Annotated in this window: 22 protein-coding genes; 11 read left to right on the top strand and 11 right to left on the bottom strand. The window is 72.6% G+C overall.

The genetic code is table 11. The features are described 5' to 3' along the window. Positions 1 to 36 precede the first annotated feature (36 nt). Positions 37 to 1,023: a hypothetical protein gene (locus ACFQ8C_RS00005; RefSeq protein WP_383450293.1), complete on the bottom strand. Its 987-nt coding sequence runs from the start codon at positions 1,021 to 1,023 to the stop codon at positions 37 to 39. A 328-nt stretch (positions 1,024 to 1,351) separates the two neighbouring features. Between ACFQ8C_RS00005 and ACFQ8C_RS00010 the strand changes: the two genes are divergently transcribed. Continuing rightward, positions 1,352 to 2,413, top strand: coding sequence for a glycosyltransferase (locus tag ACFQ8C_RS00010; RefSeq protein WP_383450296.1), 1,062 nt, complete (start codon positions 1,352 to 1,354; stop codon positions 2,411 to 2,413). A 27-nt stretch (positions 2,414 to 2,440) separates the two neighbouring features. On the opposite strand, the gene ACFQ8C_RS00015 is transcribed toward ACFQ8C_RS00010, so the two are convergent. The 4 genes from ACFQ8C_RS00015 to ACFQ8C_RS00030 form a co-directional block, all read right to left on the bottom strand. Next, entirely contained in the window at positions 2,441 to 3,217 is a 777-nt protein-coding gene (locus ACFQ8C_RS00015) for a DUF6227 family protein (RefSeq protein ID WP_383450298.1), read from the bottom strand. Positions 3,218 to 3,360: 143 nt separating this feature from the next. Further along, entirely contained in the window at positions 3,361 to 4,461 is a 1,101-nt protein-coding gene (locus ACFQ8C_RS00020; RefSeq protein ID WP_383450301.1) for a P1 family peptidase, read from the bottom strand. Positions 4,462 to 4,475: 14 nt separating this feature from the next. Then, a complete protein-coding gene (locus tag ACFQ8C_RS00025) occupies positions 4,476 to 5,654 on the bottom strand; it encodes a low temperature requirement protein A (protein WP_383450303.1) in 1,179 nt (392 codons plus the stop codon). Between the two features lie 34 nt (positions 5,655 to 5,688). Continuing rightward, positions 5,689 to 6,390 (bottom strand): sirohydrochlorin chelatase, encoded by a 702-nt coding sequence (locus tag ACFQ8C_RS00030; RefSeq protein ID WP_383450306.1) that lies wholly within the window; start codon positions 6,388 to 6,390, stop codon positions 5,689 to 5,691. A 276-nt stretch (positions 6,391 to 6,666) separates the two neighbouring features. On the opposite strand from ACFQ8C_RS00030, the gene ACFQ8C_RS00035 reads away from it, so the two are divergent. The 10 genes from ACFQ8C_RS00035 (at position 6,667) to ACFQ8C_RS00080 (ending at position 20,207) form a co-directional block, all read left to right on the top strand. Beyond that, positions 6,667 to 9,486, top strand: coding sequence for an FAD-dependent oxidoreductase (locus ACFQ8C_RS00035; protein WP_383450308.1), 2,820 nt, complete (start codon positions 6,667 to 6,669; stop codon positions 9,484 to 9,486). A gap of 382 nt (positions 9,487 to 9,868) precedes the next feature. Next, the gene (locus ACFQ8C_RS00040; protein ID WP_383450311.1) at positions 9,869 to 11,290 is read left to right on the top strand and encodes a NarK family nitrate/nitrite MFS transporter; all 1,422 of its coding nucleotides are present in this window, start codon (positions 9,869 to 9,871) and stop codon (positions 11,288 to 11,290) included. 192 nt (positions 11,291 to 11,482) lie between these two features. Beyond that, entirely contained in the window at positions 11,483 to 13,753 is a 2,271-nt protein-coding gene (pflB, locus tag ACFQ8C_RS00045) for a formate C-acetyltransferase (RefSeq protein ID WP_383450313.1), read from the top strand. 144 nt (positions 13,754 to 13,897) lie between these two features. Further along, positions 13,898 to 14,734, top strand: coding sequence for a pyruvate formate-lyase-activating protein (gene pflA, locus ACFQ8C_RS00050; protein ID WP_383450316.1), 837 nt, complete (start codon positions 13,898 to 13,900; stop codon positions 14,732 to 14,734). A gap of 81 nt (positions 14,735 to 14,815) precedes the next feature. Next, a complete protein-coding gene (locus ACFQ8C_RS00055; RefSeq protein WP_383450319.1) occupies positions 14,816 to 15,931 on the top strand; it encodes an MFS transporter in 1,116 nt (371 codons plus the stop codon). After that, positions 15,932 to 18,244 carry a molybdopterin oxidoreductase family protein gene (locus ACFQ8C_RS00060; protein ID WP_383450321.1) on the top strand — a complete coding sequence of 771 codons (2,313 nt, stop codon included), beginning with the start codon at positions 15,932 to 15,934 and terminating at the stop codon, positions 18,242 to 18,244. Between the two features lie 6 nt (positions 18,245 to 18,250). Beyond that, complete coding sequence (locus ACFQ8C_RS00065; RefSeq protein ID WP_383450324.1) at positions 18,251 to 18,898, top strand: 4Fe-4S dicluster domain-containing protein; 648 nt, start codon at positions 18,251 to 18,253, stop codon at positions 18,896 to 18,898. Beyond that, entirely contained in the window at positions 18,895 to 19,548 is a 654-nt protein-coding gene (locus tag ACFQ8C_RS00070; RefSeq protein WP_383450326.1) for a ubiquinol-cytochrome c reductase iron-sulfur subunit, read from the top strand. The genes ACFQ8C_RS00065 and ACFQ8C_RS00070 overlap by 4 nt, the downstream gene beginning before the upstream one ends. After that, positions 19,545 to 19,916: a DUF6755 family protein gene (locus ACFQ8C_RS00075; protein ID WP_351101397.1), complete on the top strand. Its 372-nt coding sequence runs from the start codon at positions 19,545 to 19,547 to the stop codon at positions 19,914 to 19,916. The genes ACFQ8C_RS00070 and ACFQ8C_RS00075 overlap by 4 nt, the downstream gene beginning before the upstream one ends. A gap of 72 nt (positions 19,917 to 19,988) precedes the next feature. Continuing rightward, positions 19,989 to 20,207 (top strand): hypothetical protein, encoded by a 219-nt coding sequence (locus ACFQ8C_RS00080; RefSeq protein WP_383450328.1) that lies wholly within the window; start codon positions 19,989 to 19,991, stop codon positions 20,205 to 20,207. A 19-nt stretch (positions 20,208 to 20,226) separates the two neighbouring features. Here the strand turns inward: ACFQ8C_RS00080 and mscL are convergent, their stop codons facing one another. From mscL to ACFQ8C_RS00110, 6 genes are all read right to left on the bottom strand, one after another. Next, positions 20,227 to 20,715 (bottom strand): large conductance mechanosensitive channel protein MscL, encoded by a 489-nt coding sequence (gene mscL, locus ACFQ8C_RS00085; RefSeq protein ID WP_383450330.1) that lies wholly within the window; start codon positions 20,713 to 20,715, stop codon positions 20,227 to 20,229. Positions 20,716 to 20,829: 114 nt separating this feature from the next. Further along, positions 20,830 to 21,444 (bottom strand): hypothetical protein, encoded by a 615-nt coding sequence (locus tag ACFQ8C_RS00090; protein ID WP_383450333.1) that lies wholly within the window; start codon positions 21,442 to 21,444, stop codon positions 20,830 to 20,832. 99 nt (positions 21,445 to 21,543) lie between these two features. Beyond that, positions 21,544 to 22,506: an S-methyl-5'-thioadenosine phosphorylase gene (locus tag ACFQ8C_RS00095; protein WP_383450334.1), complete on the bottom strand. Its 963-nt coding sequence runs from the start codon at positions 22,504 to 22,506 to the stop codon at positions 21,544 to 21,546. A 112-nt stretch (positions 22,507 to 22,618) separates the two neighbouring features. After that, entirely contained in the window at positions 22,619 to 22,948 is a 330-nt protein-coding gene (locus ACFQ8C_RS00100) for an FmdB family zinc ribbon protein (protein WP_383450336.1), read from the bottom strand. A 68-nt stretch (positions 22,949 to 23,016) separates the two neighbouring features. After that, complete coding sequence (locus ACFQ8C_RS00105) at positions 23,017 to 24,297, bottom strand: MFS transporter (RefSeq protein WP_383450338.1); 1,281 nt, start codon at positions 24,295 to 24,297, stop codon at positions 23,017 to 23,019. A 263-nt stretch (positions 24,298 to 24,560) separates the two neighbouring features. Beyond that, positions 24,561 to 26,240 (bottom strand): potassium/proton antiporter, encoded by a 1,680-nt coding sequence (locus tag ACFQ8C_RS00110; RefSeq protein WP_383450621.1) that lies wholly within the window; start codon positions 26,238 to 26,240, stop codon positions 24,561 to 24,563. Positions 26,241 to 26,300 lie beyond the last annotated feature (60 nt).

The raw sequence follows: 26,300 nt of genomic DNA on the forward strand, positions 1-26,300 counted from the left end.
CGCCCGCGGTGCGCACCGCCCCTCGACCGGCTCAGGTCACTTCTTCAGCGAGTCGAGGAACCTGCTGCTCCTGTTGAGCGGCAGGGCGCCGGGGGTCGTGAGCTGGGTCCACGGGCCGAGCTGGTCCGTGGGGGTGCCCACGCAGTCGAGTTCGTCCGGGGTGCCGGGATCGATCGCGCACAGCGTCTCCCACACCTCGCCCTCCCGCGTCAGCACCTGGACGGAGACGCGGTTGGCCTGGGACGCGACCGAGACCGAGCACGCGGTCAGCGGGTACCCGGGGTGGAGCATCGGGTCGGTGAGGTCGGTCCAGACGAACGGCGTGAGCGTCGGCGTGAGGTCCCGGATGCCGACGTAGGTCACCCCGTCGCTGAGCACGGCCTTGACCTCGCGGCTCGCGGCGGGGTTGTAGGCGTCGACGTCGATGCACGGCCCGACGGGGCCGGTCGCGCCGGTGGCCCCCGTCGCGCCGGTGGCACCCGTCGCGCCGGTGGCACCCGTGGCACCCGTGGCACCCGTGGCACCCGTGGCACCCGTGGCACCCGTGGCGCCCGTTGCGCCGGTGGCACCCGTGGCGCCCGTCGCTCCGGTGGCTCCGGTCTTGCCCTTGTCGCCCTTCGGGCCCTGGGGGCCGGTGGGACCCGTGGGACCGGTCTTGCCCTTGTCGCCCTTCGGGCCCTTGTCGCCCTTCGGGCCCTTGGGGCCCCGGGGCCCGGTCGGGCCGGTCTTGCCCCTACAGCCGCTCGCCACCGTCGCCGGGTCGGCGGCGGCTTCCGTCCGCGCCGGGACCCCCTCAGGGGAGGAGGCCGCCCCGGAGCCCGGGACGGCCCGGCTCTTGCAGTCCGTCATCGGGTTCGACACCGCCAAGTCCGCGGCCGGGACCTGCGGGGTGCCCCACGCCGAAGCGGTCGGCGCGAAGCCGGTGAGGACGAGCGCGACCGAGGCGAGCGCGCCGCCACCGAGCCAGACGCGACGCCGGGGCAGGGGGCCGAGCAGGGGCCGGGTCCTGGGGTCAGGACGCATAGGAGTGCTCCTTCTTCCGCCGGCGCCCATCGGCGCCGGCGCGAGTGCCGGTGGGGGGAGTCCGCGCGGGGAGCCCGCTGTGGATCCGGATCGTGGGATGAACTTCCCATCAGGTCATCGGCCCTCTGGCGTGCCGTCTTGACGGCCTCCGGAGCACTCTCAGCGCACTGGCGTAGTGGCGCCAGCCGAATGGATGCGTACGCGGCGGGGAACGCGGAGCCCCCTGTCGGCGCGCCGCCGCCATGGCCGTACCGGCCCGTGCCTACCGTCGCCCCCCGACCGAACCGCGAGAAGTGGTGTTGCCATGCGGCCGTCCCTCTGCTTGTGCATGATCGTCAAGAACGAGTCCTCGGTCATCGAGCGGTGCCTCGCCTCCGTCCGAGACCTCGTGGACACCTGGGTCATCTCCGACACCGGCTCCACCGACGGAACCCAGGACCTCGTCAGGAAGGCCCTCGCCGGGGTCCCGGGGGAGCTGGTGGAGGAGCCGTGGGTGGACTTCGGGCACAACCGCAGCCTGAACATCGCCCGGGCCCGGGCCCGCGGCGCCGACTACCTGCTGCTCGTCGACGCCGACCACGTGCTGCGCCAGGACGGGCCGCTGCCGGAACTGACGGCCGACGCGTACATGCTGCGCCACGAGGGCGAGGTCGAGTACCGGATCAAACGGCTGGTCCGGGCGAGCCTCCCGTGGCGGTACGAGGGCGTCACGCACGAGTACCTGACCGCGGACCGCGACCACGAGCAGCGGAACCTGGACGCGCTCCTCATCGAGGACCACGCCGACGGCGGCTCGCGGCACGACAAGTTCGAGCGGGACGCCCGGCTGCTCGGCGCCGAGCTCGTCCGCGACCCGGGCAATCCGCGGACGGTCTTCTACCTCGCCCAGACCATGCGGGACATGGGCCGTACGGGAGAGGCGATCGGGCTCTACGAGCGGCGCGCGGCCATGGGCGGCTGGGTCGAGGAGGTGTACTACGCGCTGCTCCAGGCCGGGGTGCTGGCCGCCGAGGCGGGCGACTGGCCGACCGGGCAGGACGCCCTGGTCCGCGCCTGGGAGGCCCGCCCCGAGCGGCTGGAGGCGGTGTACGAACTGGCCTCGCGGCTCCGCAGGGCCGAGCGGCACCACACCGCGCACGCGCTGCTCACGACCGCCCTCGACCGGCCCGCGCCCACCGAGGACCTGCTCTTCGTCCAGCCGTGGGTGTACCGCTGGGGACTGCTCTTCGAGTACTCGATCACCGCCTACTGGGTCGGCGACCACGCGGCCTCGCTCGCCGCCTGCGACCGGCTCCTCGCCCTGCCCGACCTGCCCGCGCCGTACCGCGAGCAGACCGCGGCCAACCGGGAGTTCGCGGTCCGCGCCCTCGGCGTGCCGGCCCAGGTCTGAGCCGGCCCGCCGGAGGGCGGCGAGGGGTCAGCGGACCCGGGAGCGGGCCTCCATCGCCCCGCGGGCCGCGGCCTCCGACGCGTACACCTCGCACATGTGCCGGCCGTCGGGGGTGGCCGTGTGCTCGACCTCCCAGAGGCTCAGCTCGGTGCCGTCGAGCAGCAGGAACTGGTGCTCGTAGAGGGTGAAGCCGGCGTCCCGGCCGCCCTCCACGGGGCAGTTGCGGCCGAAGACCTGCGTGATGTGGTGCGCGAAGGCGATCCGCAGCCGGCGGGCGGTCCGCTCGCCGGGACGGTCGCCGTTCTCCGCGCGGCGCAGGACGCGGCGGGCGTGGTCCGCCGAGTTGTCGGGGACGTACATCCGGGGCTGGGCCGGTATCGGGTGGGCGAGCAGCGCTCCGAGCGCCGCCAGGTCGTCGTCCTCGTCGAGCGGACGCCCGTCGGCCCGCTCCACCGTCCACTCCGGCAGCGGTCCCGCGGGCAGCCGCGAGGCGGCGAGCCGCGCCTCGGCCTCCTCCGCGTACAGCTCGTGCTGCTCGGCGCCGTCCCGGCCCGCGTTGTGCGCGAGCTCCCACAGGACGAGGGCGCTGCCGTCGGAGAGCAGATAGGTGTGGCGGTAGGTGGTGCGGTTCAGGGTCGAGCTGTGGTGCGAGGAGTGCAGCGCGGTGGAGTGGGCGAGCGCCGACTCCAGGCGCTCCACCATCGCGTCGGGCAGGTCGAAGGAGTTGAGCGCCCGGCCGAGGAGCCGCTCGACGTGCGTCTCGGTCGTCTCGTACGGATCGAGGTGATCCCGCGGATCGTTCAAGAGGGTCTCCAGGCCGTCGCCGCATGTCACTTGGTGCTTGCTTAACGTAGTCCCTGGGTCCGACAACGGGGTCGGGGTTACGGAAAACGAGGGGCCGGCGACGGAAGTTCCCGCACCCGCGGGCTCCTCAACTTCCGTCCGGGTCAACGGGAGTGCGGCTCCCGGGCCCCCTGGGGCGGGCCGTACAGCTCCCCGTACGAGGGGAAGTCGCCGCCCGGCCCGCGCTGCCCCCCGGGGGCCGCCAGGACCGCGCGGACGATCGCCCGGGTCACCAGGTCGGCGCCCGCCGCCAGGATCTCGTTCAGGGCGAGCGGCCCCGGCGCCGCGGGCAGTTCCCGCACGCCGGTGGCGAGCGCGAAGACCGTGTCGCCGTCGTTCATCAGGTGCACCGGCCGGATCGCCCGGGCGATGCCGTCGTGCGCCGTCCCCGCCACCTTCTGCGCCTGCGCGCGGGTCAGGACCGCGTCCGTGGCGACCACCGCGAGCGTGGTGTTCAGCGGAGGGGCGACGGAGGCCGCCCGGGCCTCGGCGAGCCGCCGGGCCGCCGCCGCGCGCACCGGCGCCGGGGGCGGCACGGGCAGGCCGCCGCCGTCGAAGAGGCTGCCGTACAGGACCCCCGTCTCCGGGTCGTACGCCGAGCCCACCGCGTTCACCACCACCAGCGCGCCGACCGTGATCCCCGAGTCCAGGCGCACGCTCGCCGTGCCGACCCCGCCGCGCAGCCCGCCGACCACCGCACCCGTGCCCGCGCCGACCGCGCCCGTCGCCACGCGCGCGTGGTCCCCGGACGCCGCGGCGGCCGCCACCGCCGCCCGACCGGTGGCGGCGTCCGGGCGCGCCGCGAAGTCGCCGCCACGGCCCAGGTCGAAGACGCACGCGGCCGGCACCACCGGCACCACGTGCGCCGGATCGGGCCCCACCCGCACCCCGCGGTGCCGCTCCTCCAGCCAGGCCATCACCCCGGCGGCGGCCTCCAGACCGTAGGCGCTGCCGCCCGTCAGGACGAGGGCGTCGATCCGCTGCACCACGTTCCTCGGGTCCAGGGCGTCCGTCTCCCGGGTGCCGGGACCCCCGCCGCGCACGTCCACGGCGGCCACCGCCCCGCCCTCCGGGGCGAGCACGACCGTCGTCCCGGACAGTGCCCGCGGCCCCGCCACGCGCGCGTGGCCCACCCGGACCCCGGGCACGTCGGTGAGACCGTCATCGGCGGGACCGCCGGGGAAGGACCGCGAGGCAGCTGTCATGTCCCCTTCCTACCTCAGGAGGGGCGGGCCGTCCCGGTGGCCGGGGCGCGTGCGGTGAGCGTCACGCCGACCGCGACCGTCGCCGCCGCCACCAGACCCGCCGCGAGCACCGCCCAGCGGCCCGCGAACGAACACAGCAGGATCGCCAGCGACGCCCCCGGCAGCACCGCCTGCTGGGCCACCCCCACCTTGAAGTACCGGGCGTGCAGCAGCCACACGGAGAGCAGGAAGACCGCCGTCGGGATCGTCACCGAACCGGCCGCCGCCAGCGCGCTGACGTGCGCCTTCCCGACGGCCTGCTCGACCGCGATCTCCAGGCCCGCGCCGATCGCCGCCGCCGACGTGAAGATCACGTAGTGGCCGTACCCCCACAGGAAGCCCTGCCGGCTGTCCGTCAGCCGGTCGTGCGCCGGCACCACGAAGTAGATCCACCACGCGGCGAAGACGATCAGCAGCCCGCCCGCCGCGATCGGCAGCAGCTCGTTCAGCGCGTCGTGCTCCACCACCCCCGACTTCACCGCCACCGTCGCCGCCGCCACCGACTCGCCCAGCACGATGATCGTGAACAGCCCGTACCGCTCCGCGATGTGATGCGGATGCCACGTGCTCGGCGCGTCCTTCTCCGCGTACACCGGCACCGCCATCTCCGCCAGCGCCATCGCCAGGAACACCCACGGCTGCGCACCCTCCGGCACGAACAGCAGCACCAGCCAGCCGATCTGCACGGTCAGCACCCCGCCCGCGTACCGCCGGCACATCGTCCGCTCCTCCGCCGACGAGGCGTGGTAGGCGGCCCGCAGCCACTGCGTGGCGAGCGCCACCCGCATCACCAGGTAGCCGACGTAGACGACGAGGAAGTCGTGCTCCTCGAACGCGCGCGAGACACCGGCGGCGAGGATCAGCACACCGGCGATCTGGACGAGCGTGACGACCCGGTAGAGGACGTCGTCGTTGTCGTAGGCCGAGGCGAACCACGAGAAGTTCATCCAGGCCCACCAGATGGCGAAGAAGACCATCGCGTAACTCACGACGCCCTCGCCCGCGTGCCCCTCGGCGACCGCGTGCACGAGCGACGCGCCCGCCTGGGCGACGGCGACCACGAAACACAGGTCGAAGAAGAGCTCCAGAGGCGTGGCGGTCCGGTGCGCCTCCTCACGGGAGCGCGCGGTGAGCGGCAGGAACGGTTGTGTCATGGAGCCAGCACAGCAGAGCCGCGGCCCCCGCTTTTCAAGCCACGCGGAGCGGTACGGCCTCCGGACGGTCGAGCGCCGCCCCGTAACGCGCCGCCACCAGCCGGGCCAGCCGCGGATGGTCCACCAGCGGCGCCGACACCGCGTGCGCGCCCGGCAGCCCCTCCAGGGCCCGGCTGAACCGCCCCGGCGCCAACAGGTGCGCCGCGACCGCCACCCGCCGGAAACCCTCCGCACGCGCGCGTGCCACCGCCTCCGCGGGCGAAGGCGACGCCGCCGAACAGAACGCGACGGCCACCGGCACCGGAACCAGCCGCCCCAGCTCCTCCGCCGCCGCCAGAGTCCCCCCGTTCCCACCCGCCCGCGAGGACCCGGCCCCCGCGACGACCACCGCGTCCGCCGGCGCCCCCGCCGCCCGCTCGGCCTCCCGCAGCCGTTCGCACAACGCCAGCGCCACGGCGGACTCACCGCCCAGCCCCGGCGTCACGAGGCAGTCGAACCGCCCGGCGACCGCCGGGACGTCCACGCTCCGGTGGTACCCGTCCCCCAGGAGAAGCGGGACGACGACGGCGCCGGGACGGCCGGCGAGCACCCACGGCAACGACGGGACCTGATGGTCGAGGTGCGCCACGGTGACCGGCACGCCGGTCAGCCGCCGCACCGCCCCCGCCAGCCGGGCCGTGGCCGCGGCCGCCCCGGGAACGGCGCTCCCGTGCGCCGCGAGGACGAGCTCACGCATCCTGCCGCTCCTTCCCGGGGGCCGGCCGCCACGGCCCCCGGGGGCGCACCGTCCCCGGGGGCCCTCGGCGGGCGGGCCGGTCCGGCGGTGTCGTACGCCGACCGGGCCCGGCCTCCACGCTAGACCCCGCCGCCCCCGCCCACCCCCGCCGTTCGACCCGGGGATCCGGGCCGCAAGTCCCCTCCACTCGGGCCCTTTCCGGGCCCGGCGCCGCACCGGGCCGCCCTACGGTCGGAGGAGCAAGGCGCAGACGAAGCCCCCACCCCCGGAGTCACCATGTCCTCCCGCCCGTCCCTCGTCCTCGTCGGCCACGGCATGGTCGGCCACCGCCTCCTGGAGGCACTGGCCGAGCGCGACGCGCTGGGCGAGCGGGGATGGCGGGTCACCGTCCTCGCCGAGGAGGACGTGCCCGCCTACGACCGGGTCCACCTCTCCTCCGTCTTCACCGGCACCGACCCGGACCGGCTCACCCTCACCACCCCCGGCTTCCTCGCCGCCCACCACGTCGACCTCCGCCTCGGCGACCCCGCCGAGCACGTCGACACCGCCGCCCGCACCGTCACCACCACCTCCGGCACCACCGTCGCCTACGACGCGCTCGTCCTCGCCACCGGCTCGTACCCCTTCGTACCGCCGATCCCCGGCGCCGACGCCCCCGGCTGCTTCACCTACCGCACCCTCTACGACGTGGACGCCCTCACCGCCTACGCCGAGCACGCCACGACCGGCGTCGTCATCGGCGGCGGACTGCTCGGACTGGAGGCCGCGGGGGCGCTGCGCACCCTCGGACTCGCCACGCACGTCGTCGAGTTCGCCCCCCGGCTGATGCCGCTCCAGGTCGACGACGGCGGCGCCGCCGCCCTGCGGGCCACCATCGAGTCGATGGGCGTCGCCGTCCACACCGGCGTCGGCGCCACCGAGGTCGAGACCGACACCGACGGCCGGACCACCGCCCTCGGGCTCTCGGACGGCGAGCGGATCCCCGCCGACCTCGTCGTCTTCTCCGCCGGCGTCCGCCCCCGCGACCGGCTCGCCCGCGAGGCCGGACTCGCGGTCGGCGACCGCGGCGGCGTCGCCGTCGACGCCCACTGCCGGACCACCGACCCGTACGTGTACGCGATCGGCGAGTGCGCCCAGACCTCCGACGGCCGCGTCTACGGCCTGGTCGCCCCCGGCTACCAGATGGCCGAGACCGTCGCCGACCAGCTCGCCGGCGACGGCACCACGGAGTTCACCGGCGCCGACACCTCCACCAAACTGAAGCTGATGGGCGCCGACGTGGCCTCCTTCGGCGACCCCTTCGCCGCCGGCGGCGAAGCCACCGAGCTCGTCTTCTCGGACGGCCGCGAGGGCGTCTACAAGAAACTGCTCCTCGGCCCCGACGGGCGGCTCCTCGGCGGCATCCTGGTCGGCGACGCCGAGGCGTACGGCTCCCTGAAGCCCCACGCCGGACGCCGGCTGCCCGCCCCGCCCGAGGCGTTCATCCTGCCGCCCTCCGCCGGCGGCACGGCGCTCCCCGGCACGGACGCCCTCCCCGACGACGCCGTCGTCTGCTCCTGCCACAACGTCACCAAGGGCGCCGTGAGCGCAGCGATCGCCGAGCACGGGCTCACCGACATCGGGGGCGTCAAGCGCCACACCAGGGCCGGCACCGGCTGCGGCGGCTGCGTCCACACCCTCCAGGCCGTCCTCGACGCCGCCGGCGTCGAGAAGCGGCGCGGCCTCTGCGAGCACTTCCCCGACCTGACCCGGCCCGAACTGTACGAACTCGTCCGCACCGAGCACATCCGCTCCTTCACCGAGCTGATGGAGCGGTACGGCGCCGGGGGAGCGGGCGGCGCAGGCGGCGAGGGTGGTGCAAGCGGTGCAAGCGGCGCGGGCGGCGCGGGCTCCGTGACGTCCGGCTGCGCCGTCTGCAAGCCCGTCGTCGCCAACGTCCTCGGCGCCCTCGCCCCCGAACTCGGCCTGCGACACGTCCTGGAAGGCGAGCAGGCCACGCTCCAGGACTCCAACGACCTCTTCCTCGCCAACCTCCAGAAGGACGGCACCTACTCCGTCGTCCCGCGCGTCCCCGGCGGCGAGATCACCGCCGAACAGCTCATCGTCATCGGCGAGGTGGCCCGTGACCACGGCCTCTACAGCAAGATCACCGGTGGCCAGCGCATCGACCTCTTCGGCGCGCGCAAGGAGGACCTGCCCACGATCTGGCGCCGGCTCGTCGCGGCCGGCTTCGAGTCCGGACAGGCCTACGGCAAGTCGCTGCGGACCGTGAAGTCCTGCGTGGGCGCCAGGTTCTGCCGCTTCGGACAGGGCGACTCGGTCCAGCTCGCGATCGACCTGGAACTCCGCTACCGGGGCCTGCGCGCCCCGCACAAGATCAAGGGCGGCGTCTCGGGCTGCCTGCGCGAGTGCGCGGAGGCCCGCGGAAAGGACATCGGCGTCATCGCCACCGCCGGCGGCTGGAACCTCTACGTCTGCGGCAACGGCGGCGCGACCCCGCGCCACGCCGACCTGCTCGCCTCCGACCTGTCCGCGGCCGGACTCTTCGCGCTGATCGACCGCTTCCTCATGTACTACCTCCGGACCGGCGAACGCCTGGAGCGCACCTCCGCCTGGCTGGAGCGGCTCGGCGGCTCCGACGCCGGGATCGCGCACCTCAGGGAGGTCCTGATCGAGGACTCGCTCTCCCTCGGCGCCGAGCTGGAGGCGCAGATGGAGCGGCACGTGGCCGCGTACCGCGACGAGTGGGCGGCGGTCCTGGCGGACCCGGAGGCGCTGGCCCGCTTCGAACGGCACGTGCCGGGAGCGGAGTTCCTGGAGCCGGGGCGCGGCCGGGCGGCGGTGCTGCCGGACGGCACGGAGGCGGCGCTGTTCAAGGACGCGGCGGGCGCGGTGTACGCGGTGGGCAACCGGGACCCGTACTCGGGCGCCGACGTCATCGCCGACGGCATCATGGGCAGCCGCGACGGCGTGCCGGTGGTGGCCTCCCCGATGCACAAGCAGGAGTTCGACCTGCGGACCGGCGCGAGCCTGGACGACCCGGAGGTCTCACTGGCGGTGCTGCCGGTGCCGGTGCCGCCCGCGGACCGCGACTGACGTACCCGAGCCCGGCCCGGCCCCGTTTCCAGAGGCGTACCAGGACCCGGATGCGTACCCGGATACGTACCCGCCCCCGAACCCGTACCCGTACCCGTACGCGTACCCCCGAACTGCCCCCGGCCCGTACCCCCGACGTCCCCACACCCCTTCCAAGGGGCGTCGCACGGGCCCGGGGGCACCCCCCTTTTCCCGCCGGGCCGACCGACGGCCCGTCAGGCCCGCCCCCGCCGGGACCTAAGGCCGCCCGGGAAGCCGACCTAGGCCCGTCCCCGCTCGCGACCATCGGCACTGATGGCCCCCTGCTCCGAAGCGGAGCCTGGAAAGGCAAGGAAGAGGCCTCGAAAGGGCTCGTAGACGTCAGGGAAGTCAGGGAAGCGCCATGAGTTCCGTAGTCCAGGACAGCAGAACCACGGGCGGGTCACCCGCCTCGTACGACACGGAGCAGTACCGCCCCGGCGGGACGATCACCGACTGGGAGCCGGAGAACGAGCTCTTCTGGAAGTCGATCGGCGGGAAGGTCGCCCACCGGAACCTGTGGATCGCGGTCCCGGCCCTCCTCGTCGCCTTCGTCGTCTGGCAGGTCTGGTCGGTCACGGCGACCAACCTGAAGGACGTCGGCTTCGGCTTCTCGACCTCGCAGCTCTTCTGGCTGACGGCCATCCCCGGCCTGACCGGCGGCACGGCCCGGATCCTCTACACCTTCCTCGGCCCGATGATCGGCCAGCGGCGGTTCACCGCCCTGTCGACGATCGTCCTGGTCGTGCCGCTGATCTGGCTCGGCATCGCGATCCAGGACCCGACCACCCCGTACACCGTGATGGTCGTCATCGCCGCCCTCTGCGGCATCGGCGGCGCGAACTTCGCCTCCTCCCTCGCCAACATCGGCTTCTTCTTCCCCAAGGCGAAGAAGGGCAGCGCGACCGGCATCAACGGCGGCCTCGGCAACCTCGGCGTCTCCGTCGTCCAGCTGCTCACCCCGATCGTCATCACCTGGTCGACGATCGCGATCGGCTCCGCCCAGCACAAGGCCGACGGCACCCCCGTCTACCTCCAGAACGCCGCCTTCGTCTGGGTCCCCGTCGTGCTGGTCCTGGCCGCCGTCGCGTGGTTCGGACAGAACGACCTGAAGGTCGCCTCCACCCCGTTCAAGCAGCAGAAGATCATCTTCAGGCGCAAGCACAACTGGCTGATGACCTGGCTGTACGTCGGCACCTTCGGCTCCTTCATCGGCTTCGCCGCCGCCCTGCCGATGCTGATCAAGACCACCTTCCCGGACTACTCGGTCGCCACCTACGCCTGGATGGGCCCGGCCGTGGGCGCGCTCGCCCGCTGGGCCGGCGGCTGGATCGCCGACAAGTGGGGCGGCGCCCGGGTCACCATCCTCTCCTTCGTGGGCATGGCCGTCTCGATCGTCGGCGTGATCACCTTCCTGCCCTCGGGCGGTGACGGCGGCGACTTCTCCGGCTTCTTCCTCTGCTTCCTCGCCGCGTTCTTCTTCTCCGGCATCGGCAACGGCTCGACCTTCCGCCAGATTCCGGTCATCTTCCGCGGCACCCACCTGAAGGGCCTCACCGAGGGCACCCCCGAATACGCCAGGGCCCTCAAGCAGGCCGAGATGGAATCGGGCGCGGTCACCGGCTTCACCTCCGCCATCGCCGCCTTCGGCTTCTTCTTCATCCCGGCGCTGTTCGGCTCGGTCGCCGTCACCAGCGCGATGTGGGGCTTCGTCGCCTTCTACGTCAGCTGCATGGTCGTGACCTGGTGGTTCTACGCCCGCAAGGGCGCCGAGGCCCCCAGCTGAGCCCCCCCGGCCACCCTCGCGAAAGGTCCCGCCACGGCGGGACCTTTCCGCGTGCCCGGAAAAGGACCCGGGCGGCAGGGGACCTAGGACCCGCCACTGGTGACCAACGCCGACCGAAATGATCGATCAAAAGGAGTGGAATGAAAGCAAGCAACGACGCGACCGAATGATGCGAAGAAGGCGGTGCGGGAAGTGACTGCGACCCCTGCGGAGACCACGGCGACCGAGCGGGCCTGGAAGGGCTTCAAGGGCGGACTCTGGCGCGACGCCATCGACGTCCGCGACTTCATCCAGCAGAACTACACCCCGTACGAGGGCGGCGACACCTTCCTCGCCGGACCCACCGAGCGGACCACCGCCGTGTGGAAGGCGATCACGGACAAGTTCCCGGAGGAGCGCGCCAAGGGCGTCTACGACGTCTCGTACGACACCCCCTCCACCATCACCGCCCACGCCCCCGGCTACATCGACCGCGACAAGGAGCTCGTCGTCGGCCTCCAGACCGACGCCCCGCTGAAGCGGGCGATCATGCCCTACGGCGGCTGGCGGATGGTCGCCGGCGCCCTGGAGACCTACGGCTACCCGGTCTCCGAGGAGCTGGAGCAGGTCTTCACGGAGTACCGCAAGACCCACAACGCCGGCGTCTTCGACGCCTACACCCCGGAGATCCGCGCCGCCCGCAAGGCCGGCATCGTCACCGGCCTCCCCGACGCCTACGGCCGCGGCCGCATCATCGGCGACTACCGCCGCGTCGCCCTCTACGGCGTCGACCGGCTCATCGCGGTCAAGAAGGAGGAGAAGGCCGAGCTCGACACCCTCCCGGCCGGGAACCGCTCCCTGGAGGAGACCATCCGGCTCCGCGAGGAGCTCTCCGAGCAGATGCGCGCCCTCGGCGAGCTGAAGGCCATGGCCGCCTCGTACGGCCACGACGTCTCCGGCCCCGCCACCACCGGCCACGAGGCGATCCAGTGGCTGTACTTCGCCTACCTGGCCGCCGTGAAGGAGCAGAACGGCGCCGCCATGTCGCTGGGCCGCACCTCCACCTTCGTCGACGTCTACCTCCAGCGCGACATCGAGGCCGGCCTCCTCACCGAGGAACAGGCCCAGGAGCTCGTCGACGACTTCATCATCAAGCTCCGCATCGTCCGCTTCCTGCGCACCCCCGAGTACGACGAGCTGTTCTCCGGCGACCCGACCTGGGTCACCGAGTCCATCGCCGGCATGGGCGAGGACGGCCGCCCGCTCGTCACCAGGACCTCCTTCCGCTACCTCCAGACCCTCTACAACCTCGGCCCCGCCCCCGAGCCGAACATGACCGTCTTCTGGTCGCCGCGGCTGCCGCAGGGCTTCAAGGAGTTCTGCGCCAAGGTCTCCATCGACACCTCGTCCGTGCAGTACGAGTCCGACGAGCTGATGCGCCCCCGCTTCGGCGACGACACCGCCATCGCCTGCTGCGTCTCGGCGATGCCCGTCGGCAAGCAGATGCAGTTCTTCGGCGCCCGCGTGAACCTCGCCAAGACCCTCCTGTACGCGATCAACGGCGGCCGCGACGAGAAGTCCGGAGCCCAGGTCGGCCCCGCCACCGGCGCGCTGACCTCCGAGGTCCTCGACTACGACGAGGTGATGGCCAAGTTCGACGAGCAGATGGAGTGGCTCGCGAACGTCTACGTCCACGCGCTCAACGTCATCCACTACATGCACGACAAGTACGCGTACGAGCGGATCGAGATGGCGCTCCACGACCGCGACGTGCGCCGCACCATGGCCTGCGGCATCGCCGGCCTCTCCGTCGCCGCCGACTCCCTCGCCGCCGTCAAGTACGCCACGGTCCGCCCCGTACGCGACGAGACCGGCCTCGCCACCGACTACCTGATCGACGGCGACTACCCGGCCTACGGCAACAACGACGAGCGGGTCGACGAGATCGCCGTCCGGCTGGTCGAGGAGTTCATGAGGAAGGTGCGCAAGCACCCCACCTACCGGAACGCCGAGCACACCCAGTCCGTCCTGACGATCACCTCGAACGTCGTCTACGGCAAGAAGACCGGCAACACCCCCGACGGCCGCCGCGCCGGCGAGCCGTTCTCCCCGGGCGCCAACCCGATGAACGGCCGCGACACCCACGGCTACGTCGCCTCCGCCCTGTCGGTCGCCAAGCTGCCGTACGAGGACGCCGAGGACGGCATCTCGCTCACCAACACCGTCACCCCCGACGGCCTGGGCCGCACCCCCGAGGAGCGCATCAGGAACCTCGCCGGCGTGCTCGACGGCTACATGGCGAGCGACGGCTTCCACATGAACGTCAACGTCCTCAACCGCGACGTGCTCATGGACGCCATGGAGCACCCGGAGGAGTACCCGCAGCTCACTATCCGCGTCTCCGGCTACGCCGTGAACTTCGTCCGCCTCACCCGCGAACAGCAGCTCGACGTCCTCAACCGGACGTTCCACGGGGCGCTGTAGACGGAGCGCCCTTCGCGGGACCCGCGACGGAACAAGAAACAAGAAACAAGAAAAGGAGGGGGGGAGGGGGCCCCTCCCCCCTCCCCCTCCCCGCCCCACCCCTCCCGCCCCCACCCACCCCTTCCTCCCTCAGGAGGTCTCGCCATGGCCACACTCCTCGGCCCGGGCATCCCGGCCCGCCCCGCCGCCCCGGCCCGTCCCGTCACCCCGGTCCGGGCCGCCACGCCGGCCGCCGCCGCCACCCACCGCCCTTCCGAGGGTTCGGTGCACTCCTGGGACCTCTCCACCGGTGTCGACGGGCCCGGCACCCGCTTCGTCACCTTCCTCTCCGGCTGCCCGCTGACCTGCCTCTACTGCCACAACCCCGACACGTGGAAGATGCGCAACGGCAAGCGGACCTCCGCCGACGACGTGATCGCCGAGGCGTCCAAGTACGTCCGCTTCATCTCCGCCTCCGGCGGCGGCGCGACCCTCTCCGGCGGCGAACCGCTCCTCCAGCCCGTCTTCACCGGGGAGCTGCTGCACCGCATGAAGCACGAGCTGGGCCTGCACACCGCCCTCGACACCTCCGGCTTCCTCGGCGTCCGCGCCACCGACGCCCTGCTGCGCGACGCCGACCTCGTCCTCCTCGACATCAAGTCCTGGGACCCGGAGACGTACCGGAAGGTCACCGGCCGGCCGCTGAAGCCCACCCTGGACTTCGCCCGCCGCCTCGCGGACCTCGGCCAGGACGTGCACGTCCGCTTCGTCCTCGTCCCCGGGCTCACGGACGACCCCGCCAACGTCGAGGGCGTCGCCGCCTTCGCCGGCGGCCTCGGCAACGTCTCCCGCGTCGACGTCCTCCCCTTCCACAAGCTGGGCGAGGCCAAGTGGCAGGCCCTCGACATGCCCTTCACCCTCCACGACACCCCCTCGCCCACCCCCGAGGAGGTCACGGCCGTCCGCGAGGTCTTCCAGGGGCACGGCCTGAACGCCGTCTGACCCCCTCGGAGCCCCGCGACACGTTCACCCTTACGCCGGGCATAGCGGGCCCAAAGGGTACATACGTCCTACCGTGGCCCCGTGACCGAGCCACCGCAGACCGCCGAGCCCACCACTCCCGAGCCGGAGGCGACCGCTCCGGTCCCGGACGGCCGCGCGCCCCAGACCCCCGCCGCCGTCCGCCGCCGCGCCGTCCTCGCCGGCACCGCCGTCTCCGCCCTGCTGATCCTCGCGATCGTCCTCGGCAGCCGGCTGCTCCGCGACTTCGACTCGGCCCTGCTGCCCTACGCCGTCGCCACCGTCTTCCTCGCCTTCGGCGTCGCCTACCGCTACACGGTCTGGATCTCCGCCCCCGGCGCCCGGCGCCTCTTCCGCCAGGGCTGGCGCTCCTTCTTCTCCGCCGCCAACTTCCGCAAGGCGCCCACCGCCCTGCCGAAGATGATCGCCACCTACCTCGGCTTCCAGAAGTTCCTCGGCGCCCGCTCGCACGCCCGCTGGGCCGCCCACCAGCTCCTCTTCTGGGGCTGCATCCTCGCCGCGCTCATCACCTTCCCCCTCACCTGGGGCTGGTTCACCTTCACCTCCGGCACCGGCGACGGCCCCGGCTACGAGATGCGGATCTGGGGCTTCAAGGTCCTCGGCTTCGACTCGCTCAACATCCTCGGCTGGCTCATGTTCCACGGCCTGGACATCGCCGCCGTCCTCGTCATCGCCGGCGCCTCCTACTTCCTGTGGCGGCGCATGAAGGACCGGGGCGCCATCACCGGACAGCGCTTCGCCTACGACCTGATCCCGCTGATCGCCCTCGTCGTCATCTCGGTCACCGGCCTGCTGCTCACCTTCTCCTCGATCTTCCTGCACGGCGGCGGCTACGAGTTCCTGGCGATCCTCCACATGGTCTCGGTCGTCTTCACCCTGATCTACATCCCCTTCGGGAAGTTCTTCCACATCGTCCAGCGCCCCGCCGCCGTCGGCATGCAGCTCTTCAAGTACACCTCCCGCCGCAAGGACGAGGAGCTCCAGACCTGCCGCCGCTGCCACGAGCCCATCGACACCCCCGACTACGTCGAGAACCTGCGCGGCACCATGAAGGACCTGAAGCTCGACTTCGACGAATGGGCCGAGTACTGCCCCCGCTGCAAGCGCGTCCTGCGCGGCAACGCCTACCTCACCCACGTCAAGAAAGGCTTCAAGTAAGTGACCGCGACCGACCCCACCCGGGCAGTGCCGCTCGATCCCTCCGTCGCCCCGCCCGGGACGCGGAACTTCCGCGACGCCGGAGGGATCCCCGCCGACCGGTGGCACGCCGACCAGAACGAGGAGACGCTCGTCCCGACGCACTGCTGCTTCTGCGGGGTGCAGTGCGGGATGTACCTGCGGGTCGACCGCGCGGGCAAGGTCTTCGGGGTGGAGCCCCGGAACCACGACATCAACCGGATGCGGCTCTGCCCCAAGGGCATCAACGCCTACCAGCAGGTCAACCACCCCGACCGGCTCACCTCCCCGCTCATGCGCCGCAACCGCGACGAGGAGTTCCGCGAGGTCAGCTGGGAGGAGGCGCTCGACCACACCGTCGCCGAGATCCGCCGCATCCAGGGCGAGTACGGGAACGACGCCTTCGGGCTGCTCGGCGGAGCGAGCCTCTACTCGGAGAAGACCTACCTCGTCGGGAAGTTCGCGCGGGTCGCGCTGAAGACCAAGCACGTCGACTACAACGGGCGCCTCTGCATGGTCTCCGCCGCCGGCGCCAACAAGCTCGCCTTCGGCATCGACCGGGCCGGGAACCCCTTCTCCGACATCCTCCTCACCGACTGCCTCCTCATCGCCGGCTCCAACGTCGGCGAGTGCTTCCCGGTGATGACCCAGTACCTGTGGGGGGCCCGCGACCGCGGCGCCTCCCTCATCGTGGTCGACCCCCGGCAGACCGCCATCGCCCGCACCGCCGACGTCCACGTCGCGCTGAAGCCCGGCACCGACTCGGCCTTCTTCAACGCGGTGCTGAACGTGATCGTCGCCGAGGGGCTGACCGACGAGGTGTACCTCGCCGCCCACACCACCGGCTGGGCCGAGGTCAAGGCCACCGTCGCCGAGTACCCGCCGTCCCGCTCCGCGCAGATCTGCGGCGTCCCCGAGGAGCAGATCGTCCAGGTCGCCCGGATGTTCGCCGGCGCGGGCAAGGCCATGGCCTGGCACGCCCGCGGTGTCGAGCACCACTCGCAGGGCGTCGAGAACTGCCTCACCATCATCAACCTCTGCGTCGCCACCGGGAACATCGGCAAGCCCGGCGCCGGCTACGGCACCATCACCGGCCAGGGCAACGGCCAGGGGGGCCGCGAGCACGGACAGAAGTCCGACCTCCTCCCCGGCGGCCGCTCCATCTCCAACCCCGAGCACCGCCGTCAGATCTGCGAGATCTGGGGCATCGAGGAGTCCGAGCTCCCCGCCGCCGGCACCTCCATGATGGAGATGGTCTGGCAGATGCAGCGCGCCGAGATCCGCGGCCTCATCGGCATCTGCAACAACCCCTTCGTCTCCCTCCCGAACTACGCCACGGTCAAGGAGGGGTACGACACCCTCCAGTTCCACGCCCAGTTCGACTTCTTCCTCTCCGAGACCGCCGCCAACGCCCACGTCGTCTTCCCCGTCACCGTCTGGGCCGAGGACGAGGGCGTCATGGCCAACGCCGAGGCCCGCGTCGTCAAGCACAACAAGGCCCAGGAGCCCCCGGCCGGGGTCCGCACCGACACCTGGGTCATGTGCGAGCTCGCCAAGCGGCTCGGCGCCGGCGACAAGTTCGCCTTCCCGGACTCCCGCTCCGTCTTCGAGGAGCTGCGGATCGCCTCCGCCGGCACCGTCAACGACTACTACGGCATCACCTACGAGCGGCTGGAGGAGACCGGCGGCATCGCCTGGCCCTGCCCGACCACCGAGCACCCCGGCACCCCCCGCCTCTTCGAGGACGGCCGCAGCTACCACCCCGACGGCACGATCCACCTGCAGGTCGTCGAGTGGCACCCGCCGATGGACCCGTACAGCGAGGAGTACCCCCTCTCGCTCACCACCGGCCGCACCGTCGCCCACTTCCTCTCCGGCAACCAGACCCGCCGGCTCGGCGCCCTCGTCGAGCAGACGCCCCGCCCCTGGGTCGAGGTCCACCCCTCGCACGGCTTCCGCAACGGCGACCCCGTCCGGGTCGTCACCCGCCGCGGCAGCGAGGTCTTCCCCGCCCTGGTCACCGAGGCCATCCGCCCCGACACCGTCTTCGTCCCCTACCACTGGCCGGTCCCCACCGCCGCGAACGCCCTCACCATCGACGCCCTCGATCCCCGCTCGAAGATCCCCGAGTACAAGGTCTGCGCCGCCCGCATCGAGGCCGCCGAACGCGTCGACGAGGTCCCCGCGCCGCCGACCGCCCCCGGGCAGCTCGCCTACCCCGAGACCCAGGTCTCCCGCACCGACCCCCTGCCTCCCACGTCCCCGCAGGGCCGTGGCACCGCGGAGAGGAGCTGACCGCACATGATGGGCCGCACGATCTTCATCGACCCGGGCCGCTGCATCGGCTGCCAGGCCTGTGTCTCCGCCTGCCGCGAATGCGACTCGCACCGCGGCAAGTCGATGATCCACCTCGACTACCCCGACGAAGGTCACTCCGTCGCCTCCCTTCCCACCGTCTGCATGCACTGCGAGGACCCCGTCGCGCCCTGCGCCGAGGTCTGCCCCGCCGACGCGATCCTCGTGACCGCCGACGGCGTCGTGCAGCAGGCCGACACCACCCGCTGCATCGGCTGCGCCAACTGCGTCAACGCCTGCCCCTTCGGCGTCCCGAAGATCGACCTCCAGGCGAAGCTCCAGATGAAGTGCAACCTCTGCTACGACCGCACCGCCTACGGCCTCGCCCCCATGTGCGCGACCGTCTGCCCCACCGGCGCCCTCTTCTACGGCACCCTCGACGAGCTGCGCGCCGAGCGCCCCGGCGTCCAGGTCGCCGACTCCTTCACCTTCGGCAGCACCACCGTCACCACCGGCGTGGCGATGGTCGTCCCCGCCGACAAGGTCCAGTGGCCCGTCCCGGGCGGTCTGCCCGTCGTGGAGATCAACGGAGTGGACGTGAGCGAAGCGAACTCGGACAAGGGTGGCGGCGGGCGACGGGAGGGCGTGCGATGAGCGTCACGGATCCGCAGCCGCCCGCGCCCGACGCCGGTGCCGACGCGGCGCAGGAGGCGCTCCGCGACCGGATCGCCGCCGACTCCCTCACCACCCGCCGCGACTACCTGCGGATCGTCGCCACCGTCTCCGGCGGCCTCGCGGTCGGCGGCGTCGCCGTCGCCTCCGGCATCCTGCACCGGCACGGCGACGCCGACGGCACCCCCGAGGTGAAGAAGGTCGCCGACGTGATCCCGCCCGGCGAGTCCCTCGCCTTCCGCTACCCGGGGGACGAGGACCGGGCGATCGCCGTCCGGATGGAGGACGGCACCCTCGCCGGCTACTCCGCCGTCTGCACCCACCTCGCCTGCGCGGTCCTGTGGCGCAAGGACCGGGGCACCGAGGGCGAGCTGTACTGCCCCTGCCACGAGGGAGTCTTCGACGCCCGTACGGGAGAGGTCACGGCCGGCCCGCCGCCGCGCGGCCTCCCGAAGGTGATCCTGGTCGAGCAGGTCGACGGCAGCGTCTGGGCCATCGGCACCGCCCGTTCCGGCGAGAGCCTCCAGGAGGGCTACTGCCGTCAGCGCGGCGCCGGCAGCCCGGCCTGCGCCGCCCTCCTGGCCGACGCCTCCGCCACCCCGCCCGGTACCGAGAGGAGCGAGCGCGCATGACGACCGAGAACCCGCTCCCGGAGCGCCCCGACTACACCCCGGGCAGTGCGCAGCCCCGGCTGAACCGGCCGGTGCACGAGCGGTATCCGCAGATCCGGCCCACGAGCGGTTACGGCGACCCCCGGATCCGGCACACGGGGCCGGGCCCGGGGGCGGGCACGGAGCAGGAGCCGGAGCGCTCCTCGAAGCTGTCGGCGCGGCTGGCGCTGGCGCTCACGGTGGTGATCGGCCAGCTCTGGGGGCTGACCATCGTGGTGGACGAGTGGATGTCCGGCGACACCGGCACCGCGTGGTGGGGGGCGGGCTTCCTCGTCCTGTCGTTCCTGGTGGTCCTCGGCCTGTGGGCGCTGGATCCGAAGGACCGGTGACGGGGGGACCGCTGATCGGGGGGTCGTCGGTCGGCCGGGTCCGGGGCCGGGGAGCGGGCGTACTCTGAAGACATGAGCACCGCCCCCGCCCACGGACCGCGAGACGCGAAGCCGAACGGCATTCGGCCGAATTCCCAGAAAGCCCCGAAGCCGGTGATCGTCTTCGACGATCCGCTCGATGTGCAGTCCGCGGACGACACGGACCGTGGGTGGGGCGAGCGGCCTCCGGCCGGCGGCGGTGCCGCCGACCTCGCGCGCTTCCTCGACGAGAAGCCGCCGCACCACCTCTGACACCGGAGCGTCCCTCCGGTCAGGAGGTGGGGTGCGTCCCCTTCTCGCTGCCGGGTCCGCGCTGCGCGACCAGGTGGTCGCGGATCTCCTTGAGCACCTCCAGCTCGCTGACCTCCAGGACCTCGTCCACGCCCTCCTTCGCCTTGTCGTGCGCGGCGCGCTTGGCGAGGACCTTGGCCATCGGCAGGACCATCAGGAAGTAGACGACGGCCGCGGTGATGATGAAGGCGAGGATCGCGCTGAGGACCGTTCCCCACATGATCGGGATGCCGGAGACCACGTTGCCGGACTCGTCCACCACGCAGGGGCCCTTGAGGCAGGACCGGTAGCTCTCCAGGTCCTTGGTGCCGAAGGCGCCCACCAGCGGGTTGATGACTCCCCTGACCACCGAGTTCACGATGTTGGTGAACGCGGCACCGATGACGACCGCCACCGCGAGGTCGATCACGTTTCCGCGCATCAGGAAGGCCTTGAAGCCCGCCATCACGCTTTCCTTCTTCTCGGCCACCGAGGTGCCTTTCTACGGGTGTGCTGCTGTCTGCGCAGCCATTAGGCCGTGCAGGGCGCAAGGCAGTCCAATCCGTACACACGGGACGGTGACTTGACAGCGAGTCAGTGCGAATCAGCACAGTGTCACCGCCAGTTGGGAGGTGACACCGGCTCCCGCCAGCGCTGTCGCGGTCGCCCGGGGCACGGACAGGACGATCAACGCCCCTCCGTCCGAACGAGTCTCGCCCGGGCGTGGGACTTCGGCCACCCGGGCGGCCCGCGCCACCACCCGCACCGCGTCGGCGCCGTTCCCCAGCGGGGAGTCGACGACCGGTGCGGCGATCACGTCCACCCGGTCGCCGGCGCGCAGGAGTCGTACGGCCTCCGCGTCGGCGATCCGCACCGGTGCGGACACGAGCCGGACGGGAGCGGGGGAGCGGGCCGCGGGGGCGGCGAGGGGGCGGGCCCCGGGGTCGTGCCGGCCCGGTGGCCCGGGCGGGGCGGTGGCGGCGGTGGCCAGTGAGAGCGCCGCGGCCGCGAGGAGGAGGAGCGCGCCGGGCGCGCGGCGCAGCCGGGGCCGGAGCCTTCCGCCGCGTACGCGCAGCGGCGGGAAGTCCGGTACCTCGCAGGGCCCGGGCACGGGGCCGGGGGCGGAACCGACGGCCGTGTGCGCGTGGGTGGTGGACGTGCGGGCCGTGATCGGGTGGGTCGTGGACGTGCGGGTCGTGGATGCCTGGGTCGTGTTCATGCGGCCACGGTGACGCCCGCCCCGCGATCCCGCTCGGGCCTGTGGAGAACCCCCCGCCTGTGGACGACTCGCCCACACCTGCGGGGGGTTTACCGGCTTCTACGGCAGTTCGATGCCGAGGTCCCAGCCATCGTGGGCATGAGTGCAGAGGCAGTCGCGGTCCGCCGTGGCCGGGAGGGCGGCGATGGTGTCGAAGAGGACCTCGCGGAGCCGGCCGATGTTGGCGCCGAAGACGCGCAGGACCTCGGTGTGGGAGACGCCCTCGCCGGTCTCGGTGCCGGCGTCGAGGTCGGTGACGAGGGTGAGGGAGGTGTAGCAGAGGCCGAGTTCGCGGGCGAGGACGGCTTCGGGGTGGCCGGTCATGCCGACGACGGACCAGCCGTTGGCGGCGTGCCAGCGGGACTCGGCGCGGGTGGAGAAGCGGGGGCCCTCGACGACGACGAGGGTGCCGCCGTCCACGGCCTGCCAGTCCCGGCCACGGGCGGCCTTGAGCGCGGCGAGCCGTCCGTCGGGGCAGTAGGGGTCGGCGAAGGAGACGTGGACGACGCGGGGGACGGCGCCGTCGGGGCGGGGCTCGCCGTCGAAGTAGGTCTGGGCGCGGTTCTTCGTCCGGTCGATCAGCTGGTCGGGGACGAGGAGGGTGCCGGGGCCGTACTCGGGGCGCAGTCCGCCGACGGCGCAGGGACCGAGGACCTGGCGGACGCCGACGGAGCGGAGGGCCCAGAGGTTGGCGCGGTAGTCGATCCGGTGCGGGGGGATGCGGTGGTCGCGACCGTGGCGGGGGAGGAAGGCGACCCGGCGGCCGGCGACCTCGCCGAGGAAGAGGGAGTCGCTGGGGTCGCCGTAGGGGGTGGTGACGGTGACCTCGCGGACGTCGTCGAGGAAGGAGTAGAAGCCGGATCCCCCGATCACGCCGATCTCGGCGTACGCGTCACGGGCCGTGGCGCGGGCCGTGTCGTCGGCCGTGTCCTGGGCCGCGCTGCGGGCGGTCTCGCGGGAGTTCGCGCGGGCCGTCTCGGGGGCGGGGTCGTGGGCTGCTTCGCCGGCTGCGGTGGTCACCATGCCGGTCACCCTACGCAGCCGTCCGGCACATGCGCAGCCGTCCGGCACATGCCGAGGCCCCGGCCCCCTCGTAGGGGGCCGGGGCCTCGGCGGTGCTGCGTGCGGGGTGGCCTCAGGCGGCCGGCGTCGAGGACGACGAGCCGGACGTGGACGACGCGGACGACGTGCTCGTCGACGAGGCCGGCTTCGCGTCCGAGGCGGACGACGAGGTGGACGTCGTCGAGGACGTCGAGCTCTTCGTGGCCGGGGAGCTGCTGGACGAGGAGCCGCGGCTGTCGTTCCGGTAGAAGCCGGAGCCCTTGAAGACGATGCCGACGGCCGAGAACACCTTCTTGAGGCGGCCGTGGCAGGCGGGGCACTCGGTCAGCGCGTCGTCCGTGAACTTCTGGACCGCCTCAAGGCCCTCGCCGCACTCGGTGCACTGGTACTGGTAGGTCGGCACTAGTCTTCCTCCTGGCACTCACACTCATCGAGTGCTAACGACGATCCATAGTGACGTATTCCGTCGGTTCAGTCCACCGCCACCGGCACGCGGTGACCGATACCACGTGCCGCGACCCGGCTCGTCTCGCGCGGCGCGAGCCGCGAGCGCAGGCCGATCAGCGTGACGAAGGCGAGCGCGGTGCCCGCGGCGGGGACGAGGAATCCGGCACCGGAGCCGTGGGCGTCGGCGAGGCGGCCGGCGACCGTGACGGCCAGGGCCTGGCCGAGGGCGACGGCGCCGGTGAGCCAGGTGAAGGCCTCGGTCCGGGCGGAGGCCGGGATCAGGGTCTCGACGATGGTGTAGCCGGTGATCAGGGCCGGGGCGATGCACAGGCCGACGACGAGGCCGAGGGCGCCGAGCAGCGGCACCGAGTGCGTGGTCCACAGCAGGGACGCGGCGACGGTGAGGCCCGCGTAGCCCAGGATCAGGCGGCGGCGGGGGCCGATCTTCCAGGCGACGGCGCCCATGGCGATGCCGGCGAGCATGTTGCCGGCGGCGAAGACCCCGTACAGCAGGCCGTTGGCGCCGGGGTTGCCGATCTCCTCGCTGAAGGCGGTGAGCGAGACCTGCATGCCGCCGAAGACGGCGCCGATGCCGAGGAAGGCGACGATCAGGACGCGGACGCCGGGGACGGAGAGCGCCGAGCGGTGCGGCTCGGAGCCGTCGCGGCCGGCGGCGGCGAGCAGGCCGTGCGGCGGCTGGGTGGCGCGCTGGGCGGCGAAGAAGAGGCCGCCGAAGAGGGTGAGGGCGGCTTCGGTGACGAGTCCGGCGGCCGGGTGGACGCCGGTGCACAGGGCGGTGGCGAGGACCGGGCCGACGACGAAGGTGAACTCGTCGGTGACGGACTCGAAGGCCGCGGCGGTCGGCATCAGCGGGGTGCCGTCCAGCTTGGCCGCCCAGCGGGCCCGGACCATGGGGCCGACCTGCGGGACGGAGGCGCCGGCGGGCACGGCGGCGAGGAAGAGCGCCCACATCGGGGCGCCGGCCAGTGCGAGCACGACGAGCAGCGAGACGGACGCGGAGTGGACGAGGACGCCCGGGAGGAGGACGGCCCGCTGGCCGAACCGGTCGGCGAGCTTGCCGCTCTGCGGGGCGAAGAGCGCCATGGAGACACCGGTGACGGCGGCGACGGCGCCGGCGCTGCCGTAGGAACCGGTGGTGTGCTGGACGAGCAGGACGATGCCGATGGTCAGCATCGCGAAGGGCTGCCGGGCGGCGAACCCGGGGATCAGGAACGACAGCGCACCGGGGGTGCGCAGCAGCTGCCCGTAGCCGGGCCGCTTCTCGGAGACGACCGTGGACGCCACGGTCCTGGCCTTTCTGCCGCCTGGTAGCGCGCGGGCACGGTGGTGCCGGTCTCGCCGAGAGCTGTCCTCTTGCGCGGAACTGCGGTAGATACCGGGAGGGCCCCACTGCGGGAGGGGGCGCCGCGGCCGCCATACGGTCGCGCCAGCTCTGCGTCAGGCAGAGTTGGTTCGATCAAGTGTGCCTTCATGGTACAGGGAGGAGTGCTCTCCTGCCTGTGATTCCACAGGGAGGAACGCTTCCGACCTCGAAATAATGCCGCCGATTAAGGATCCGTCGGCTCCTGGCTCCCCGTCTTCCCCGGCTTCCCGCTCTTCCCCGTCCCGTCGGTCTTCCGGGGCTTCCCCGGTGTTCCCGACGCTCCCGATGTTCCCGGTGTTCCCGACGCTCCCGGCGTTCCCGTTCCCGACTTTCCTATGTCCTCCGCCTTGCCGGTGACGGACGCCGGGCGGTGGAACCGGGTCGCGGTCGTCGTGACCGCCTTGCGGCCGTCCCCGGTGCCGAGCCAGCCGGCGAGCTTGCCGCCCTGGCCGACCGCGCGCAGCCGGCGCTCGGTGGCGTCGCGTACCGGATCGGTGGCGACGACGAGGAGCTCGTCGCCCTTGCGCAGCACGGTCGCCGGCCCCGGTACGAAGCTGGCGTCGTCCCGTACGACGAGGGTGACGGCGGCGCCGGCCGGGAGGCGCAGCTCGGCGACCTCGACGCCGTGCATCCTGGAGCCGGGCGGGATGGCGACGGAGAGCAGGTGGCCGCGGAGCCGCTCCAGCGGCGCGGACTCGACGCCGAGGTCGGCGGCGCCGGCGGAGTCGCCGAGCTTCAGCGCCTTCGCCAGGTAGGGCAGGGTCGGGCCCTGGACGAGGGTGTAGACGACGACCAGCACGAAGACGATGTTGAAGATCCGCTCGCTGCCGTCGATCTGCCCCACCATCGGGATGGTGGCGAGGATGATGGGGACGGCTCCGCGCAGGCCGGCCCAGGACATGAGGGCCTGCTCCTGCCAGGGGATGCGGAAGGGCAGCAGGCTGACCAGGACCTCCATGGGGCGGGCGACCATGGTGAGGACGAGGCCGATGACGACCGCCGGCCAGAAGTCGTTGACGAGCTCGTGCGGGGTGACGAGCAGGCCGAGCAGGACGAACATGCCGATCTGGGCGATCCAGCCGAGTCCCTCGGCGAAGCCGCGGTTGGCGGGGGCGTGCGGCAGCTTGGCGTTGCCGAGGACCATCGAGGCCAGGTAGACGGCGAGGAAGCCGGAGCCGTGGGCGATCGCGCCGGCCGCGTAGGCGGTGACGGCGATGGCCATGACGGCGATCGGGTAGAGGCCGGAGGCGGGCAGGGCGACGTGCTTGAGTCCGTACGAGCCGACGAAGCCGACCGCGAGGCCGACGGCGGCGCCGATGGCGAGCTCCAGGGCGATCTTGCCGACGAGGACGTACCAGTCGTCGACGGGGCCCGCGGAGGAGAAGGCGACGACGAGGATGACGACGGGGGCGTCGTTGAAGCCGGACTCGGCCTCCAGCACACCGGTGACCCGGGACGGCAGCGGCACCTTGCGCAGCACGGAGAAGACGGCCGCGGCGTCGGTGGAGGAGACGACGGCGCCGATGATCAGCGCCTGCCGCCATTCCAGGCCGACGAGGTAGTGGGCGCCGGCGGCGGTGATGCCGACGGAGACGGCGACGCCGAGGGTGGAGAGGACGACCGCGGCCGGCAGCGCCGGCTTGATCTCCTTCCACTTCGTGCCGAGACCGCCCTCGGCGAGGATGACGACGAGGGCCGCGTAGCCGATGACCTGGGTGAGCTCGGCGTTGTCGAAGGCGACGTTGCCGATGCCGTCCTGCCCGATGGCGACGCCGATGCCGAGGTACAGCAGAAGGCTGGGGAGCCCGCTCCGGGACGAGATGCGCACGGCGGCGACCGCGATCAGCAGTACCAGCGAGCTGATCAGCAGGAGTTCGTTGAGCTGGTGGACAGTCAGTGCGCCGTTCCTTCCCCTGGTACGCGC

The organism is Streptomyces sp. NPDC056503, assembly GCF_042794995.1.
In the GTDB taxonomy this organism is placed as follows: Bacteria; Actinomycetota; Actinomycetes; order Streptomycetales; family Streptomycetaceae; genus Streptomyces.

Bases quoted from the DNA above. Each gene is read 5' to 3' on its own strand.
- pflA (WP_383450316.1), top strand. From the start codon at position 13,898: ATGGCCACACTCCTCGGCCCGGGCATCCCGGCCCGCCCCGCCGCCCCG.
- ACFQ8C_RS00030 (WP_383450306.1), bottom strand. From the start codon at position 6,390: ATGCGTGAGCTCGTCCTCGCGGCGCACGGGAGCGCCGTTCCCGGGGCG.
- ACFQ8C_RS00095 (WP_383450334.1), bottom strand. From the start codon at position 22,506: ATGGTGACCACCGCAGCCGGCGAAGCAGCCCACGACCCCGCCCCCGAG.
- ACFQ8C_RS00070 (WP_383450326.1), top strand. From the start codon at position 18,895: ATGAGCGTCACGGATCCGCAGCCGCCCGCGCCCGACGCCGGTGCCGAC.
- ACFQ8C_RS00025 (WP_383450303.1), bottom strand. From the start codon at position 5,654: ATGACACAACCGTTCCTGCCGCTCACCGCGCGCTCCCGTGAGGAGGCG.
- ACFQ8C_RS00075 (WP_351101397.1), top strand. From the start codon at position 19,545: ATGACGACCGAGAACCCGCTCCCGGAGCGCCCCGACTACACCCCGGGC.
- ACFQ8C_RS00040 (WP_383450311.1), top strand. From the start codon at position 9,869: ATGAGTTCCGTAGTCCAGGACAGCAGAACCACGGGCGGGTCACCCGCC.
- ACFQ8C_RS00020 (WP_383450301.1), bottom strand. From the start codon at position 4,461: ATGACAGCTGCCTCGCGGTCCTTCCCCGGCGGTCCCGCCGATGACGGT.
- ACFQ8C_RS00080 (WP_383450328.1), top strand. From the start codon at position 19,989: ATGAGCACCGCCCCCGCCCACGGACCGCGAGACGCGAAGCCGAACGGC.
- ACFQ8C_RS00065 (WP_383450324.1), top strand. From the start codon at position 18,251: ATGATGGGCCGCACGATCTTCATCGACCCGGGCCGCTGCATCGGCTGC.
- ACFQ8C_RS00035 (WP_383450308.1), top strand. From the start codon at position 6,667: ATGTCCTCCCGCCCGTCCCTCGTCCTCGTCGGCCACGGCATGGTCGGC.
- ACFQ8C_RS00090 (WP_383450333.1), bottom strand. From the start codon at position 21,444: ATGAACACGACCCAGGCATCCACGACCCGCACGTCCACGACCCACCCG.
- ACFQ8C_RS00010 (WP_383450296.1), top strand. From the start codon at position 1,352: ATGATCGTCAAGAACGAGTCCTCGGTCATCGAGCGGTGCCTCGCCTCC.
- ACFQ8C_RS00005 (WP_383450293.1), bottom strand. From the start codon at position 1,023: ATGCGTCCTGACCCCAGGACCCGGCCCCTGCTCGGCCCCCTGCCCCGG.